The organism is Porphyromonas asaccharolytica DSM 20707, assembly GCF_000212375.1.
Lineage (GTDB): Bacteria > Bacteroidota > Bacteroidia > Bacteroidales > Porphyromonadaceae > Porphyromonas > Porphyromonas asaccharolytica.
Map to the genome: position 1 here is coordinate 1,304,521 of NC_015501.1, position 18,095 is coordinate 1,322,615.

Genomic DNA, 18,095 nt, shown 5'->3' on the forward strand with positions numbered 1-18,095 from the left:
TCTCTATACAATGTTTACGACTTTCTGAAATTCTGCAAATCTCATGAGTAACACGTTGCTCGTGAGATTTGCAGGGGGAGGATTAGAACCACTTGTCGATCTCCTCGGAGGTGAGCGAGACCATGATGGAGCGTCCGAGCGGATCGAACTGCGAGTTGGGCGTCAGAAAGAGGTCGGAGATGATCTGACTGGGCTGCGCTGCACGTGCGTGGAGTGTGTGGCGCACCAGTTCGCTGGCTTGGCGCAGGGCTTCGCTGGAGAGGAAGAGCTGCGCGAGCTGCGTCGCCTGAGAGAGCTCTGTATCGGTCTCTTCACGCTCCAGCTGATCGAGGTACTCACCGAGTGTCTGGGTGATCATATCAGCGACGCCGATGGGGCGGAGCGGCTTGGGTACAGAGGTGATGAGGTAGACGTTTTCGTCTGTGCCTGCGGAGGCTTCTTCTTGCGGTGTGATCTCGAAGCCAATCTGTCGCAGGCTTTCGACCAACTCGTGATGCATCGGGTAGATTTCGCTGGGTAGCGATAGCTCCTCGGCAAAGAGTAGCGGCTGCGCCTGATCGGGCTCGAGCGTGAGGGTGGCTATCTGCTGCTCGTAGTAGATGCGTAGCAGCGCGCGATCAATCTGTATGACTGCAAGACGGTCACTCATCGTGGTAAAGAGGTAGCGCTCCTGAAAGGTGTAGACCAGGTTGGTGCTATTGGCAGCCGGTTGAGGGGAGCTAGGAGATACCGTAAAGAGTGGATCTATCGCTGTGGGGGCTGCTCCCGTGGGTTGGCTTGTGGAAAGCGTTGACTCGCCTCGTCGTTGCTGGAAGTCGTCGATGAAGTTTTCCCAATGAGCGGGAGAGCCACTACTCATCGAGGAGAGCGGGTCGAGGGGTCGCTGATCGTCTGTAGAGATCGCCTTAAAGGGGTTGTACTCAGGGTCTATCTGCACGGGCGGTGGCTGGAGCGTACTGCTACTCTGTCGTGTGGCATCGTAGGCTGGTATCTCGATGAGCTGGTCGGTGCTAAAGGTGATGGCGGGCATAGCACTGGTGGTGCTGAGGTGCTCGCGTAGCACTACCATGAGGAGCTTGAAGATAGCCTGCTCATCGAGGAACTTGATCTCCGTCTTCGTCGGATGTATATTGACATCGATGCGACTGGGGTCTACCTGGAAGTAGATAAAGTAGTTGGGCTGGCTACCTGGCGCGATGAGATCCTCAAAGACGTTCATGACCGCACGGTGGAAGTAGGGGTGCTTCATATAGCGTCCATTGACAAAGAAGAACTGCTGGGCGCCTCTGCGCTTAGCATCTCGTGGCAGGGTGATGAAGCCTGAGACGTTTGCTAGCGGCCCTTGGTACTCGATCGGAATGAGCTGCTTGGAGTAGCTCTTGCCTAGTAGGTCTACGATGCGATGCTGCAGGTCGCTCTTGGGGAGGTTGCGTATGAGCTTGCCCTCGGAGTAGAGGGTGAAGGCGATCTCGGGGTAGACCAATGCAATCCGCTCGAACTGGCGGTAGATGTGTCTCAGCTCTGTCTCGGAGCCTTTGAGGAAGCGTCGCCGTGCGGGGACGTTATAAAAGAGATTCTTCACCGTGATAGAGGTGCCTACCTCGGCAACGGTGGGGGAGGAGCTGATAACCTCCGAGCCGTTGATCAGGAGCTTGTAGCCTATGTCGCTGTCGACCTGTCGTGTGACTAGCTCGATCTGAGCTACTGCCACGATGGAGGCAAGCGCCTCGCCGCGAAAGCCCATGGAGCGAAGCGTGAAGAGGTCGTCGACGGAGGAGATCTTGCTGGTAGCGTGCCTCTCGAAGGCCATGCGAGCATCTAGTGGACTCATACCGACGCCATCATCGATGACACGCATGAGCTCTTTGCCTGCATCTTGTAGCTCGATGGTTATCTGTGTGGCATGGGCATCGATAGCGTTTTCGACTAGCTCTTTGAGCATAGAGGCTGGTCGCTGGATTACTTCACCAGCGGCTATCTGATTGGCGATGCTATCGGGGAGGAGGTGTATGATTTCGCTCATAGGAAGGAGAAAAGGGGACCCTGTCTGTAGTATAGTACCCAGACGATGAAGCCTAAGAGGATGAGTGTCAGGATAGAGCGCAGGATGATGCCCGAGCGAGCGTAGTTATCTATGCCTCGATCGCGTTGCTTCTTGAGATGACGTGTGCCTCCGTAGAGACTCTCCGAGAGGCTCTCACGAAACGCTTCGCCAGAACCATAGTCGGCCTCTACTTGCTCTTTGCGGGCTCTGTCGGTATCGTCGCAAGCTGTGCTGCTGTCGGTGTGGGCTTCGGTCTCGGAGCCTTCGGCAGCTTCGAGCTCTCGTCTGATCTGCTCGATGCGTCGCTGGAGTTGCTCCTTCTTAGGATCCCAATAGATGGGCTGGTGGTTGAAGCTGCGCGGTTGTCGTGGTCTGAATATGAGTCCCATGAGTATAGTGGTAAAAGGTGTATGTAGCTCTGTAGCGAGTCTGCAAGAGACTGTACGGAGCTGGTGTCGCTCTCTAGCGGGCGACGTATGTAGATGGAGAGTGGCGTCTCGGCTACGGCAGTCGTGTCGGGGACTGTCATCTGAACGTCTGCTGGCTTAGGCTTCTCGATGGCTTGCTGGTACTCCTTGTAGAAGGCTTGCCATGCGGCTAGTCCGTCGAAGCCTTGGCTCATTTTGCTGTTCTGATTCTGCAGGGTAGCGAGCGAGTCGGTAGATTGTAGCGGTGCTGTGCGGTCAGGGATAACATCTTCGGGCGTGAGCGGACGCTGGTCGCCATGCCACTCGGCACCACTCATCTGACGCAAAGCATCGGTGAGGTCTTGGATCGGGTGAATCGTCCCCTCCGCTTTACCATGCCAGAAGATACGATCGAGCTTATCATCGACAATGTAAACGTCCATTTGCGGGTTCTGTACCTGAGCGAGGGCATAGTAATGCTTCGTCTTCTCCTGCTGAAGGTAGTAGCGTGACTCTACATTGGAGCGATAGAAAGCGTGGTCAAGAGTACCTTCGCAAAAGTAGGCTTGGATCGTATCGGCCTTGACACGATCCTGCTTGATATTATCGATCCAGCGCACTGTCGAGGCATTTTGCCAAGCGAAGGCATGATCGATCGTGTCGTTAGCAAGGTGGGCATAGATGGTGTCTCCCTTGAGCTGTGTCGAGTCGTTCCACAAGATAGGACTGCCAAAGAGCTTGATGAGCGAGTCAACGGAAAAGTAGTGTATAGAGTCCCCGATGGCCTGTATATCCCTGCGGTACAGGCGCACATCGTGGTACCCCTTGGTGTACTTGACCTCTAGCGAGTCGGTAGTGCCTGGGGACGGGGGCAGGTTACGCTTGATCCCCTCCATGATCTCGGCAGACATATATAGTGTGTCCTTCTCGGAGTAGTCCATGACGTAGGCTCGTCCTGTGGCGTAGACATAGCCGTTTGCCTCGTCCATATAGCCATAGTCACCGAAGTAGGTTACCTTGTCCTCTTGGTTGTCTATTACCACATCATAGTAGGCTTGGCTGATCTGTCTCTTCTTGTCATAGAGTATCGAGTCGCCCGTCATGGTACCATCGGGATGCGTAATGAGAGAGCGGTCGAGGAGGATGCTCTGCTCGGTGTTTGTATTGTAAAAGCCTCGGTCGGTCTCTATCCTGACAGAGTCTTTGGTCTCTATAAGGGTGGGGCTGACGATACGACAGATTGAGGTCTTCGTATTGTAGTGCAGTATGTCGGTGTCGAGGGTAAAGCGGTCGTTCTCTAGGTGTACTTCATTCTGAAAGAGCGCTTCATCAGAGCTGGTATTGTACTCACCATAGATAGAGGTGAGCGTGTTGACTGAGTCGGCAAGGGTCCCGAAGTTGTCGTAGTAACCGACCTGTTGGTTGCGATCGTAGAAGAGACTTTCGGTGAAAAGTGTCGTCACATTCTTCGTCAATATCACATTGTCGTGCAGCTCCGCGAGGGCGGTCATACCATCGTATAGCATCTCTCCAGCAGTGATCGAGATCGAGTCTCCCTCTTGTATATGCACATGACCGAAAGCATCAAAGGAATTGGTCGTCTCGTTGAGATTGGCACTATCGCAGGTCATAATCCAACTGCCATGCCTGAGACGCACATTGCCCGTTAGGATGACAATGTCTGGGTGTATGTCCTGATCGTGACTGAGTACATCGGCGTGATCGAGGACGATAAGACGCTTGCCTCGCACCATCGTAGGAGGAGGTGCTGGAGCGTCCGCTATATGAGTCGAGGGGTGTAGTCTTGCCGTCCCGCCCCATAGAGGCAGCCCCACAAAGAGTAGCACAGCGACCGCTAGCAACCCGCTGAGGGTGAGTAGTAGTCGCCGTGTGGTGGTCACTTCGCTAGGCTGATAAGACATGAAACTTTATAGTCTAATGGGCAGAGATGTGTGTACTCTATCGTCTCCCTGTAGAAGAGTAGGTACTACTTCTTGATCCAACCTGGATACTTGAAGTCGCACTGCTGATAGTCAGGGCTGATGCGTATATAAGTACTCTTCTGGTGCTGGACGATCCACTTGTCGAGTTCTTTCTGCTTCTTGTCCTGCAGAGCTAGCTGCTTGATGAGCTGAAAGTCGGTAGCCATGTCCGCACGATGACCAGAGATGCGCTGCTTGAGCTTGAGAAGTACTACCTGCGTATTGCCGTTTGCATCCTGTGATACGAATGCTGGAGAAATATCGCCTACCTGCATCTTGTCCACATAAGAGGCAAAGTCTTGCTGTAGCTCGGACATGGTAAAGAGAGCCGTACCGTATCGGTCGCTCTCGTAGTCTTCGTTGAGGAGGAGACCAAAGTTGTTTTTCGTCTCATCGACATTACTGCATAGTACGACCGCCTCGTCAAAGGAGGTCTTGCCATTGCGTACCTGCACAGCGACAGAGTCTGCTTTGTTGACGGCTTGCTGGAGTTTGTCAGGAGCCACACTGGGCTTGAGGAGTATGTGACGGAAGTTGATCGTGTTGTCACGCTTCTCGATAAGCTGTACGATGTGATAGCCCGTGGCGGTGCGTATGATAGGAGAGACCTGCTTGGTGTCGGATAGTGCGAAGACTACCTGAGCAAACTCAGGCTCTAGAGAGCTACGAGCCACGAAACCATACTCACCACCACGAAGAGAGGTGCGGGAGTCCTGTGAGTAGAGTCGTGCGATCGTAGAGAAGTCACGACGCCCAGCGACTATATCGTCGGAGTAACTTCTGAGTTGCTCCTTGATCTGATCGATAGCTGCTAGCTCGATGTCAGGAGTGATCCGAAGCGCTTGTACCTCGACGACGTCTGGTATGTATGGCAAGCTGTCTTGTGGTATCTGAGCGTAGTAAGAGCGGATTTCTGTAGGTGTTACCGCCACTCCCTGGATAATCTTCTGCTGCATCTGTCGGACGATCTCATTATTGACCGCCATGATGCGCTGCTGCTCACGAATGCTGGAGTAGGGGCGATTGAAGTACTCCTCAAGACGCTCACGGGAGCCGATCTGCTGCACGAGGCTCTCCATAAAGTTGTCCACAAATCTGTCTACCTTAGTATTATCCACCGAGATACTATCGATCTTAGCTTGATTGAGGAAGAGCATTTGGACAGCTAGTTGCTCCGTGAGATAGCAGTCAGGGTTTCCCTCGAGAGGCATTCCCTGAGATCGCATGTAGAGCTTCTGGTTTTCTATCTCAGACTTGAGGATAGGCTCATCGCCCACGGTCCATATAACCTCATCGACGACAGATCCTGCGGAAGTCTTTTGCTGTGGAGTCTGAGCCGTCAGAGGGAGGCTAGCCAACAAAGACAAGAGCATGGATGCTATCATCCAGCGTGCGGGTGATGTAGATGATCTATAGATAGACATAAGAGTTGTATTGCTAAAGTGGTCTTATTGATTGCAGGAGAAGATGATCATAGCGAGTCGTAGCTCCGCTTCACTATAGAAGTCTTCGTATTCGCTGATGAGGTCGTCTAGAGTACATCCTGGGTGATCTTCTAGATACTCTTTCAGCTCATCATAGCTATCCTCGCCTAGCTCGGAGGCTATGAGGTAGTTGAGCTTGACTTTGGTACCAGACTTGACGATACGCTCCAGCTCGGTGAGCAGATCATCGGTACTGATAGAGTGCGAGATAGCAATGTCCTCGAGGATCACCTGACGGTCTAGTTGCTGTACGATAGAGATATGCTGCTTGGTATTGTTAGGTAGTGTGCGGATCTTGTAGTCCTCGGGTCTCTCGATCTCATACTCCTCGACATAGTTACGTATGACACGGACGAAATCCTCTCCATATCGATCAGCCTGCTCTACGTTGATGCCCGATATGTTCTTAAGTTCAGGCAACGTAATCGGGTATAGGGTAGACATCTCCTCAAGAGCTGAATCAGGGAAGACCCCATTGGGTCCCAGCCCGAGCTTGATGCTGAGCTTCTTGCGCATGTCCTTGAGTATATTGTATAGAGCGGGGTCTGTAGAGGCTGTACGACCACGTCCTCCAGATACGGAGCTATCCATCTCCTCATCATCATCAAGATCCTCATCGTCATCCAGATCTTCCTCATCGGGAGTCACAATCTTGAACGAGGTCGGCTTCTTGATAAACTTCTTACCACTCGGTGTGACGCTCAGGATACCATATGTCTCTGTACTCTCGGTGAGGTACTGTAGCACCAATGCTCGCTCTACGACCAGCTCCCATACATCTCGTGAGTAGTCGCTACCTATGCCGTAAGAATCAAGTTTGTCGTGATGAAAGTCCTCAATAGGAGCGGTGTCGCAACCTAGGATCACGTCGATGACGTGATCTTTCTTAAATTGTTCTTTGAGCTCCAAGACCGTTTGGAGCAGTTGTTTCAAAAGCTCTTTAGCCTCCATTGTTTGTCTGTTTTTTGCACAATTGTCACACGCTCCACAGTTCTCCTGGTCATATCTCTCTCCGAAATAATAGAGCAGATATGCCCGTCGACACATGGGCGTGAGTGCAAAGGTAGAAGTTTTTGCGAGTAATTGCCTACCTATTTCCTGCTCGGCGATAGGTTTTCCCTGCATAAAGTTCTCCAGCTTCTGTATATCCTTCTCATTATAAAAGGCTAAGCAATATCCCTCGCCACCATCACGACCTGCACGTCCCGTCTCCTGATAGTAGCCCTCGAGGCTCTTAGGCATGTCGTAGTGTATGACGTAGCGCACATCGGGCTTGTCGATACCCATGCCAAAGGCTATCGTGGCAACGATCACACGGCACTCCTCGCTTAGGAAAGCATCCTGATTGGCCGAACGCTCCTTAGCGTCTAGCCCAGCATGGTAGGGGAGCGCCTTGATGCCGTTCATCTGAAGCAGCTTGGAGAGGTTCATCACCTTCTCACGGCTCATACAGTAGATGATGCCGCTTTTATTGGGTCTCTTGCGGATAAATCGGATGATGCGCGCATTGACATCTTCGCCCTTCTTCTCTACACTGTAGTACAGGTTAGGACGGTTGAAGCTGGACTTAAAGATCCGACCATCGAGGATGCCCAGATTCTTGCGAATGTCGTGCTCCACCTTAGGTGTAGCTGTCGCTGTCAGTGCGATGATAGGTCTACGTCCTATCTCATCGACCACAGGGCGTATCTTGCGATACTCAGGGCGAAAGTCATGTCCCCACTCAGAGATACAGTGTGCCTCGTCGATCGCAAAGAAAGAGATCTTGACCTGACGGAAGAACTCTATGTTCTCAGCCTTGCCGAGTGACTCGGGAGCCACATAGAGCAGCTTCGTATCACCAGAGGAGACATCGTGGTAGACCTGATCGAGCTGTGCTTTATTGAGCGAAGAGTTCAGTACGTGCGCTATATCGTTAGATCCAGTCGTCTCTCGCAGGGCATCGACTTGATTCTTCATCAGAGCAATCAGCGGGGAGACAATGATAGCCGTCCCCTCCATGATGAGTGCAGGCAACTGATAGCATAGAGACTTACCGCTACCCGTAGGCATCAAGACAAAAGTGTCATGACCCTCTAGCAGGCTTTGGATGATCTCTTTCTGATTACCCTTGAACTCTTCAAAGCCGAAGATCTTACTCAGTAGTTCTGTCAGATTGTGTGTCATGGTTTGTGAGATTGGTCGTCAGGAGAGTCTTTGAGATGCGCTCTCCATAGGTGGATTAACGATTACATAAGAGGATGCACTGGGTTGTGTCAGAGGTAGATTTAGTTTGCTAGAGAGGCAGTCATGCTCGGGGTCACCTTAGAGCGGGCATACTGCTCTGTGATACGTAGCGTCTTACGCTTGAGAGAGGGTATCTCGTACATAGCGTCGATCATAATCTTCTCCACGATCGAGCGTAGTCCGCGAGCCCCTAGCTTTGTCTCGACAGCGACATGGACGATATACTTGAGTGCGTCTTCATCGAAAGTCAGTCGTACGCCATCCATCTCAAAGAGCTTCTGGTACTGCTTTGTGATAGCGTTTTTAGGTTCGACGAGGATACGCAGGAGCGAATCACTATCTAGTGCGTCTAGATAGGTGAGGATAGGTAGACGTCCGATGATCTCGGGGATCAACCCGTAGCGTCGGAGGTCTTGGTGAGTAATGTGTGCCAGCAGGTTGTTCTGGATCGTCTGATAGTCCATCTGCTGCTCCTTGTAGCCCACCACGCGGGTGTTGAGGCGAGAGCCAATGATTCGCTCTATGCCGTCAAAGGCGCCAGCGCAGATGAAGAGGATCTGCTGCGTATTGACCTGGATAAACTTCTGCTCGGGATGCTTGCGACCTCCATAAGGGGGTACATTGATGACACTCCCCTCGAGCAGCTTCAGAAGGCCTTGCTGCACACCCTCGCCACTCACATCACGGGTGATGGAGGGGTTGTCGCCCTTGCGCGCTATCTTATCAATCTCATCGATGAAGACGATGCCACGCTCTGCGGCTGCTACGTCGTAGTCGCAGTTTTGCAGTAGGCGAGAGATGATACTCTCTATATCCTCTCCCACATAGCCAGCCTGTGTCAGGACGGTCGCATCGACCATCGCAAAGGGCACCTGCAGCATACGAGCTATCGACTGTGCTAGGAGCGTCTTACCGCACCCAGTCGGCCCCACCATGATGATGTTGCTCTTGGCAATCTCTACATCGTCTAGCTTAGAGCTCTCGTCGCTCTTTTCGCCCTTCTCTTGGCTAGCTAAGATACGCTTGTAGTGGTTGTAGACAGCTACCGAGAGATACTTCTTAGCATCAGTTTGCCCGATCACGTAGCGATCTAGATAGGCAGCTATCTCCTGCGGCTTAGGCAGCGACTCATAGGTGAGTGGCGCAAAGGTAGAGTTCTTGTCTCCCTGCTTCCTCGGCTCATTAGGGTCAAGCTTAGGTGCAGAGACCAGCCCGTTCTGATAGAGCAACGTGTAGATCTGCTCTGCGCAATCACTACAGATCTGCGCGGAGCCCTCGGCACCTATTAGTATAGGCACCTCGCTCTCAGGGCGATTGCAGAAAGAGCATCGACGCTCTATCGAGTTACTTTTCTTTGCCATCTGCCTTCTTGTCCTTCGCTACTTGCTTAGTAGATGTGAGTACCTTGTCGATCATACCATACTCTAGAGCCTCAGAGGCGGTCATCCACTTGTCACGATCGCTGTCTCGCTCGATATCCTCGACAGAGCGACCTGAGTGATCAGCAATGATCTTGTATAGTTCGGCTTTCACCTTGAGGATCTCCTTAGCAGCGATCTCTATGTCGCTCGCCTGACCCTGCATACCGCCCATCGGCTGGTGAATCATCACCCGTGAGTGGGGCAGTGCGTAGCGCTTGCCCTCGGCGCCCGCTACGAGGAGGACAGCGGCCATCGAGGCAGCCATACCGGTACACATCGTCGAGACATCACAACCCACATACTGCATCGTATCGTAGATACCAAAGCCCGCATAGACTGACCCACCAGGGCTATTGATATAGATCGAGATATCCTTGCCCGGATCTGCATTGTCTAGGTAGAGGAGCTGAGCCTGTATCACATTGGCGGTGTAGTCGTTGACCTCCGTGCCGAGGAAGATGATACGATCCATCATCAGGCGGCTGAAGACATCCATCTGCGCCACGTTGAGCTGGCGCTCCTCAATGATCGTGGGGTTGATGTAGCCAGTGGAGGCGGTTATGTAGTCGTTGAGTGCATTGGTATTCATCCGAAGATGAGCGTGTGCATAGTGGACGAAGTCCTTATTGTAGTCTGTCATATTGATGAAGCAGAGTTGAAAGATTTACTATAGATTAAAAGGGGAGCTAAGCCTCACATTCGAAAGTTAACAGCTAAGCGAGTGAAGCGCTCCTAGTTTGATTCAGAAACAAAGATAACGCTATTTCTGCACATACGCCACACCCCTCACGTCGTAGATCCCGCAAATATCACGAGTGTGCGACTCGTGGGGACTCCCGGGACGAGTAACGGTTGTAGGGACGCACGGCTCGTGCGTCCGTTGTGTCAAGGCGAGACGCATAACCCAGTCATCATACAAACTGGACATCGTAACTTTTAATGGGGACGGACGCACAGATCGTGCGTCCCTACAACCGTTACACGTCTGTGCGTCCTTACACTTCGTTACTCGTCTCGTGCGTCCCTACCCCAGGTTACACGTCCGATTACTCTGATACCTCAGATAGCTCTGATAAAAAGGACCTCGCAAGAGGTCCGACGCATCGTAGCCGTCGGTCGGAGGGGCTACAGCCCCGAACGACCGATGGAAAGGCGGACGTGGTAGAAAGTCGACCCCTTGCGGGTCGGACTAGACAACGGCTACAGCCCCAGTTAGAACGCTCTTATTTTAGAACTTTCCAGTTTTAGAACTTCCCAATTTTTCCTCCTTGCAGTAGTTACGTCAGCAGGGCTACACCTGTTTTTATCCCTTTTCTCAGGGGAGTTATCTACTAGTAAAATAGCACCACTACTCTTTCTCCTTCGATTGGGAAGACTATTCACTAGCTTGTTCATAGCCTTGCCATTGATACGATTACTGTCGCAATAAAGAGTATTCAATCTAGCACACCTAGACACGTTCAAGCTGGTCAGTTGATTGTTGGAGCAGTAAAGCTCTGTCAAGGCGATGTTCTTTGACACGTCCAAGCTGGTCAGTTTATTCTCGAAGCAGAAAAGCGTTGTCAAGGCGGTGTTCTTTGACACGTCCAAGCTCGTCAGTTGATTCTCGGAGCACCCAAGCTCTGTCAAGGCGGCGTTCTTTGACACGTCCAATCGGGTCAGTTGATTCCTGTCGCAGTAAAGCGTTGTCAAGGCGGTGTTCTTTGGCAAGTCCAAGCTGGTCAGCTGATTGTTGGAGCAGCCAAGCGTTGTCAGGGCGGTGTTATTTGACAGATCCAAGCTGGTCAGTTGATTGCCAGAGCACCAAAGCCATGTCAAGACGGTACTCTTTGGCAAGTCCAAGCTGGTCAGTTGATTGTCGGAGCAGTCAAGCTTTGTTACATCGCCATGGATGGTGATCGTTTGGCTGGTAAGGGTATAGTTTTTTTTATCCTTGCCTAGCTGAGGTAGTTCCTTGACACCTTCGATGGTGACGTTACCATTGGCCTCAATCCTCAGTTTGACTGTCTCTCCGACGGCCTTGGATGTGGTCATGGTGATGACGCCTTGGGCGAGGAGAGTGGTGGACGCTAGAAGCGTGCCGAGAAGGGCGAAGAGCCAGATGCGTAGATGTTTGCTCATAATGTAGCTAGAGATTAGGGGGTAGAAGTGGGGGGAAGCTGTGAGGACTCTGACGTGTGAGTGATGTTTCCTGCGGAGTTATACCTTTGTTTCGAATTGTGCAAGGGGGTAGAAATTAGAGGTTAGGGGGGAGACGTTACCCAGTAGGGACGCACGGGAGTGTCTAGCGGGAGGGCGTCCGTCCCCGTTAAAACCCTGACGCCGTTTCGCTTTGACACAACGGACGCACGACCGTGCGTCCCTACAACCATTACTCGTCGGCTGATTCGACAACGGACGCACGAGCCGTGCGTTCCTACAACCGTTACTCGTCGGCTGGTTCGACAACGGACGCACGACCATGCGTCCCTATAGGAGTCGTAGGTGTGTGCGTCCGTTGTGTCAAAGCGAGACGTATTACGATGATACGAGTAACCCTTTGCTTTTTACTTGCCGACAGCTCCGATCATCTCCTCTCTAGTTTCTAACCTCTAGTCTCTATTCACATATCTTTACGGGGGGATTCGTCCGATTCTATCCTTTCTCGAATATCCACGTGGAAAATCTCAAATCTCCACGTGGATATTTTTTATTTTCCACGGGGGCGTCTTTCATTTCCTCCGAAGTTTCATTTGATTCCTCCGAAGAATTTTTTCTTCCCCAAGTGGAAAATAAAAATTCTCCACTTGGATATTTCAAAATCCCCGCGTGGAAATCAGTTTTTCCCGACACAGCATAGTTTCGATATGTGGTCGACTTCAAATTATTGTAACAGGTCGGTGGTGACTTTGCCCTAATGAGACTATTGGTTTTGGGGGTGTATATCGTCTTTCGTGACCCGTACGCTTTCGGTTGAAGGAGCGGAGTGGGTGGCTAGTAGTTTAGCTTTTTGGTCGTGTGCGTATTGCGCTCGGCGTAGGCATTGCGCTGGGTGAAGATGGCGCGAAGCAGCCGCCCGACGAGGCGCGACTGGCGAGCATAGCTCTTGAGCGAGACCGCGCGAAAGTCCACACCATGAGGCCCGAAGCTTTGCGGTGAGATGTAGTAATAGGTCGCCTCCTCAAAGAGCTTTGCCAAGCGTCGGGGCGGCTTGGCTGTCTGGCTCATCTTCTTACTGCTGGGGCAAATGACCTCTATCCCCTCAGCACGAAGCCGCTCTACGGTAGTCGCTATGACCCGCTCGTAGGCCGCTACGAGGGGAGTCATGTCGAACTCCTTGTAGGCACTCTCGCCGATCTTCTGTACGGGGCGTATCTGCACCGTTCGGACGGGATAGTCACGGATTAAGTCGGGTAGACGGCTTAGCTCCTCCAGATTGTCTCGATTGACCGTGTAGTTGAGCCGTACGGCGGGTGGGTTGTCTAGCGCCTTCAACCACTCTAGTAGCGTGACAAATCGTTGCCACTCGGCACCTACCATCAGCCGCTCATAAGTCGCTTGCGTGGTGCCATGCAGCGAGAGCGTCAGCTCGCTCAGTCCCGCTGTCACGAGTGCCCGCAGGGTTTCCTCGGTCAGGGCATTGCCATTTGTTATGACAGAGATCCAAGGAACGTGGTACTCCTGGCCCAGCTGTACGAGGCGAAGCATCGTCTCTGGGGTGAGCGTCGGCTCGGCACCGCAACCGATCTGTAGCCTGAGTGCCTGGGGAAAGAGGTGAGGCGCTATCGCCTCGCAGTCGTCCGTGGTCAGCTTGCCACGCAGCGTAGCTCTATACTCAGGATCGCTAAAGTAGCACATCTGACAGCGGAGGTTGCAGGCTAAGATAGGGTCGATGAAAACGCCTATGTAGCGTCTCCTCAAGAGGTGCATACCGAGGACGGAGAGGAGCTTAAGGCGATCTCCTCCCTTACGGCTCAGGGTGCGAGCTAGACGCTGTGTGGCGTGGGTGAGCGGGTTCATTGTCCTCTCTGTCTCGGGCGAATTAGTGCGCTGCGAGCCAATCTTTGCCGGTGCCGATCTCGACGACGAGCGGTACGGAGCACTCGGGCCAGGCGCCCTCCATCGCTTCGCGAACGAGGGCAGTGACACGATCTAGTTCGTCGAGATAGACGTTGAGGACCAGTTCGTCGTGCACCTGCAGGACGAGGTAGCTGCGTAGCTGCTGCTTCGTCAGCTCCTCCTCGACACGTATCATAGCGATCTTGATGATGTCAGCGGCGGTGCCTTGGATCGGTGCGTTGATCGCATTGCGCTCTTCATTGCCACGCTGGGCTCCACGCGCCGTGCGGAGGTTGCGCAGCTGCCGACGACGACCGAAGGCGGTCTCCGTATAGCCTCGCTCGGTGGCCAGCGCTATAGCCTCATTCATAAAGGCCTGTATATGAGTAAAAGTGGCGAAGTACTCCTTGATCAGCTCGGCAGCCTCGCCAACGGGGATGTTGAGACGCTGGCTCAGACCATAGGGCGTGATGCCGTAGTTGATACCAAAGTTGGCCGTCTTCGCCTTGCTGCGCATCAGTGGGGTCACCTCCTCGGGGGCCACCTTAAAGACTTTAGCGGCTGTCGCCGTGTGGATATCGTCGCCCGAGAGGAAGGAGTGTATCATCGCTGGGTCTTGGCTTAGGTGTGCCATAACACGCAGCTCCACCTGCGAGTAGTCCGCACTGAGCAGGACAGCGCCGATCGGCTCCTCATGGGTGTGATCCACAGGAGTGCAAGCCGAAAGGCGTGGGGTGTAGTACGGATCAGCGACAAAAGCACGACGTAGGGGACGCCCGAGGTCGCTACGGATGGGGATGTTTTGCAGATTAGGATTGCTCGAGGAGAGCCTGCCCGTGGCGGTGACCGCCTGATTGTACGAAGTGTGCAGCTTACCATCGGGATAGCACATCTTGGGCAGCGGATCTATATAGGTGTTGAGCAGCTTGCGCGCCTCGCGGTAGTCTAGGATGAGCGCGACGACGGGGTGGAGCGAGCGAAGCGGGAGGAGCGTCTCTTCGTTGGTCACGTAGTTGCCCGTCTTGGTCTTGCGAGGTTTCTCCATAATCTTAAGCTCATCAAAGAGCAATTCGCCGATCTGCTTCGGGCTATTGACCTTGAGGTTAAGCCCTCGTGAGGAGTAGCTCTGTATCTCTTTCTCTAGGCGGAGGACGCTCTCGAGAAGCTCCTGACGGGAGCGCTGCAGTGCCTCGATGTCGAGGACGATGCCACGCTGCTCCATGTGCATCAGCACGTAGAGGAGCGGTATCTCCACCTCGGTGAGGAGTCGTTGCTCGGTAGGGGAGAGCTGCTTGTGCAGGGCGTGGTAGAGGCGTAGCGTCACGTAGGCATCTTCGCTAGCGTAATCACAGAGGAGCTTGGGGTCTACGTCGGTGCGTAGCGCAAAGCTTTCCTGAGGCGCGAGGTCTTTGTAGCGTATTGTGTCGTAGCGGAGCAAGCCGCCTGCCAGTTCGTCGAGACTATGCCCCTGGTCGGCGTCGATCAGGTAGTGCGCCAGCATGGTGTCGTAGAGTGGGTGCGCCTCGGGCAGTCCGTAGCGTGTCAGCACCTCTAGGTCAAACTTCGCATTGTGCGCCACCTTGAGCACACGCTCGTCCTGCATCAGATCCTTAAGCGGAGAAAGTATATGCGCAGCCTCCTCAGCGGACTCAGGTAGCGGAATAAAGTAAGCCTGCTGCTCATCGGCACAGAGCGACATACCGACGATGCCCGCACAGAGCGCATCGAGGCCATCGGTCTCGGTGTCAAAGGCGACAACGGAGATGCCCGCCAACTGCTTAGCGAGCTGGCTCACAGCCTCGTAACCCTGCACCTCGGTAAAGGTCGCGCCGACTGTCTTGTAGTTTTCTAGAGGAGCTGCAGCGCTAACTGGGCCCGTCACCTCAATCGTGGCTGGCGAACTAGCTGGCGTCGAACTACCGCCAAGGTCAAAGAGACCCACCTGAGGGGTGCTCTCTGCGGGCTTGCCTATGCGCTTGAGCAGTGAGGTGAAGGCAAACTCCTTGAAGATGCGCTCCACAGCGGCATGGTCGGGCCCCCGCCACTTCATCTGATCTGGGTCAAAGGTGACTCCTGGTACGTCAGTCACGATGGTGACGAGATGCCGCGAGAGAATCGTCTGCTCCTTGGCTGCGAGGAGCTTTTTCGCATAGGTCGGCTTCACCTGGTCAATGCGTGCGTAGATATCTTCGATCGAGTCAAACTCCTCGAGGAGTCGCTGCGCTGCTACCTTGCCGATGCCTGGACAGCCGGGCACATTGTCTGAGCTATCGCCCACCAGTCCCAAGTAGTCAATCATCTGTAGCGGATAGCGTATGCCGTACTTAGCGGTAATCTCCTCAGCACCGAGTAGCTCAAAGCCTGACCCCGTGCGCTGTGGCGCAAACATCTGCGCATGCGGTCCGACGAGTTGCCCGTAATCCTTGTCTGGTGTGACCATGCGGACCTCGTAGCCTGCCTCGACAGCTTGGCGGCTCAGCGTGCCGATCAGGTCGTCCGCCTCGTACCCTTCGACCCCTAGCAGAGGTATCTGGTAAGCCTGCACCAACTCTTTGATATAAGGCATGGAAAAGCGTATCGTCTCGGGCGTCTCGGGGCGATTGGCCTTGTACTCAGGGTACTCCTTGTGGCGAAAGGTTCCCCCCGGCATATCTATAGCCACGGCAATGTAGTCGGGTCGCTCCTTGTCAATGATGTCTTGTAGCGTGGAGGCGAAGCCGTAGAGTGCACTCGTGTCGCGTCCCTGCGCGTCAACGAGGGGACGGTTGATGAAGGCGTAGTAAGCTCGGTAAATCAGGGCATAAGCGTCAAGCAGATAGAGCGTAGGCATAGTTCAAATAGGGTAAAAAGTAACGGGTTAATCTTGAGGCTCGGTGGGGTTGCTGAGCGAGCGAATGACACGGCAGGGATTGCCCACGGCCAGGCTCATCGGGGGGATGCTCTTGGTGACGACACTACCAGCGCCGATCACGGAGCCTCGGCCGATGGTTACGCCGGGGAGGATCGTACAGCCACCGCCGATCCAGACATGATCCTCGATGATGATCGGGATGCCAAACTCCCAGCCGGCAGCGCGCTCCTCGAGGTCGAGCGGATGCCCCACACTGTAGAGCGACACGGAGGGGCCGATGAGCACATGGTCGCCTATGGTCACATGTCCGCCATCGAGCATGGTGCAGCCACTATTGATGAAGGTATGACTCCCCACCTCAATCTCGCTCCCATAGTCGCAAAAGAATGGGGTCACCAGCCAACTCTCCTCGCCTAGCGCTCCGAGTAGCTCCTGCAGCGCACGATGATACTGTGCCCGCTCCTCGACGGGTATGCGGTGCAGGGCTTGCAGTCGCTCTTTGCACCGACTAGCCAAGAGCTGACGGTCGGTGTCGCTCTGTATATTATAGTAGCGGTAACCCTCGGGCTGCGGAGAGGGCACAAACGATAATGGGGGAGTCGTGTGAGACATATGGTAAATCGATAAAAGCAGAGAGGAGCTGATCATCTCCGCCACGGAGCCTGCAGAGCAATCCTCTGCGGAGACTATGGCAACAGTCTCCTAGCACAAAGGTAACAATAAATCCCCTCTCCTTTCTTTTTCCTCTCGCTGGCACTGTAGTTCCTCCTAGATGAAACTGCAGTTTCACCCGCATGAAACTAGAGTGCCAATAGGGATTGGCACTGGAGCTTCACGGCAAAAAGGAGCTTACGACTTATCGCTAGTCTTCTCGGTTTTGGGAGAAGAAATGATTGAGGTTCTTGAAGCCAGTCTTGGAGCTGGGTAACTGAGGAAAAGGAGAGCGCAGTATGAGCTTGCGTTCGGTGCGATTTGTGTAGCCCTGGATGTAGTTAAGATTGACGATGTAGCTCTGATGCGTCCTAACGAAGATGTGTAGTCCCTGTAGCTCTCTATCGTAGACACCTATGTTCTTAGAGCTGTAGATCTCCTCACCATCAGACAGATAGATCTTACACCCCCCGTCACTAGACTGTATGTATACGATCTGATTACTATGGAAGATGCGCGTGTCTACCGCTGTGGAGATTTGTAGCCACTTACCAGTCTGGTCGCTTGGGGTAGATGCAGTACTCGTCTCTTGGGACTGATAGATACGCTGAGCAGCCTTTTCGATAGCTGAGTGTAGCGACTCCTTGTCTATAGGCTTGTCGAGAAAGGCAACGGCTCCCTCATAGATTGCTTGTTGCGCATACTTAAACTCACAGTGCCCAGAGAAGATGATGAGCTGAAACTGTCGGAAGTTTTGCCACTCCTCTAGTAGGTCAAAGGCGGTCCGCCCCTCAGGAGCAAACTGTATGTCCAAGATGAGTAGCTGGGGGGCAAACTTCTTGATGGCTAGATCTACCTCTGCCAGAGAGGTACAAGTCGCAACAATCTCTAGCGTTGGGGCTACCTCCTCGACTAGAGAACGCATCAGAGCCAAGATCTCGGGAGAGTCGTCAGCGATTATGGTCCGTAGTGGTGGGATAGTTGTAAACAT

The 18,095-nt window shown here is 53.4% G+C and carries 12 protein-coding genes; all 12 read right to left on the reverse strand.

The features are described 5' to 3' along the window. Nucleotides 1-82 precede the first annotated feature (82 nt). Nucleotides 83-2,023: a DNA mismatch repair endonuclease MutL gene (gene mutL / locus PORAS_RS05170; protein ID WP_013760449.1), complete on the reverse strand. Its 1,941-nt coding sequence runs from the start codon at nucleotides 2,021-2,023 to the stop codon at nucleotides 83-85. Between the two features lie 208 nt (nucleotides 2,024-2,231). Next, nucleotides 2,232-4,373 (reverse strand): OstA-like protein, encoded by a 2,142-nt coding sequence (locus PORAS_RS05175; RefSeq protein ID WP_013760450.1) that lies wholly within the window; start codon nucleotides 4,371-4,373, stop codon nucleotides 2,232-2,234. Nucleotides 4,374-4,438: 65 nt separating this feature from the next. Continuing rightward, nucleotides 4,439-5,857, reverse strand: coding sequence for a peptidylprolyl isomerase (locus PORAS_RS05180; protein ID WP_013760451.1), 1,419 nt, complete (start codon nucleotides 5,855-5,857; stop codon nucleotides 4,439-4,441). A gap of 24 nt (nucleotides 5,858-5,881) precedes the next feature. Next, complete coding sequence (recQ, locus tag PORAS_RS05185; protein ID WP_013760452.1) at nucleotides 5,882-8,083, reverse strand: DNA helicase RecQ; 2,202 nt, start codon at nucleotides 8,081-8,083, stop codon at nucleotides 5,882-5,884. 101 nt (nucleotides 8,084-8,184) lie between these two features. Further along, nucleotides 8,185-9,504, reverse strand: coding sequence for an ATP-dependent Clp protease ATP-binding subunit ClpX (gene clpX, locus PORAS_RS05190; protein WP_013760453.1), 1,320 nt, complete (start codon nucleotides 9,502-9,504; stop codon nucleotides 8,185-8,187). After that, complete coding sequence (gene clpP / locus PORAS_RS05195) at nucleotides 9,488-10,204, reverse strand: ATP-dependent Clp endopeptidase proteolytic subunit ClpP (protein WP_013760454.1); 717 nt, start codon at nucleotides 10,202-10,204, stop codon at nucleotides 9,488-9,490. Before clpP ends, clpX begins: the two co-directional genes overlap by 17 nt. A gap of 572 nt (nucleotides 10,205-10,776) precedes the next feature. Further along, complete coding sequence (locus tag PORAS_RS05200) at nucleotides 10,777-11,685, reverse strand: leucine-rich repeat domain-containing protein (protein WP_013760455.1); 909 nt, start codon at nucleotides 11,683-11,685, stop codon at nucleotides 10,777-10,779. A 513-nt stretch (nucleotides 11,686-12,198) separates the two neighbouring features. Next, a complete protein-coding gene (locus PORAS_RS09005; protein ID WP_155811471.1) occupies nucleotides 12,199-12,426 on the reverse strand; it encodes a hypothetical protein in 228 nt (75 codons plus the stop codon). 111 nt (nucleotides 12,427-12,537) lie between these two features. Then, nucleotides 12,538-13,563: a radical SAM protein gene (locus PORAS_RS05205; protein WP_013760456.1), complete on the reverse strand. Its 1,026-nt coding sequence runs from the start codon at nucleotides 13,561-13,563 to the stop codon at nucleotides 12,538-12,540. A 22-nt stretch (nucleotides 13,564-13,585) separates the two neighbouring features. Next, nucleotides 13,586-16,432, reverse strand: a complete 2,847-nt coding sequence (gene polA, locus PORAS_RS05210) for a DNA polymerase I (RefSeq protein WP_013760457.1) — start codon at nucleotides 16,430-16,432, stop codon at nucleotides 13,586-13,588. A 27-nt stretch (nucleotides 16,433-16,459) separates the two neighbouring features. Then, entirely contained in the window at nucleotides 16,460-17,065 is a 606-nt protein-coding gene (locus tag PORAS_RS05215; RefSeq protein WP_013760458.1) for a sugar O-acetyltransferase, read from the reverse strand. A 250-nt stretch (nucleotides 17,066-17,315) separates the two neighbouring features. After that, nucleotides 17,316-18,095: a LytR/AlgR family response regulator transcription factor gene (locus PORAS_RS05220; RefSeq protein WP_004330288.1), complete on the reverse strand. Its 780-nt coding sequence runs from the start codon at nucleotides 18,093-18,095 to the stop codon at nucleotides 17,316-17,318.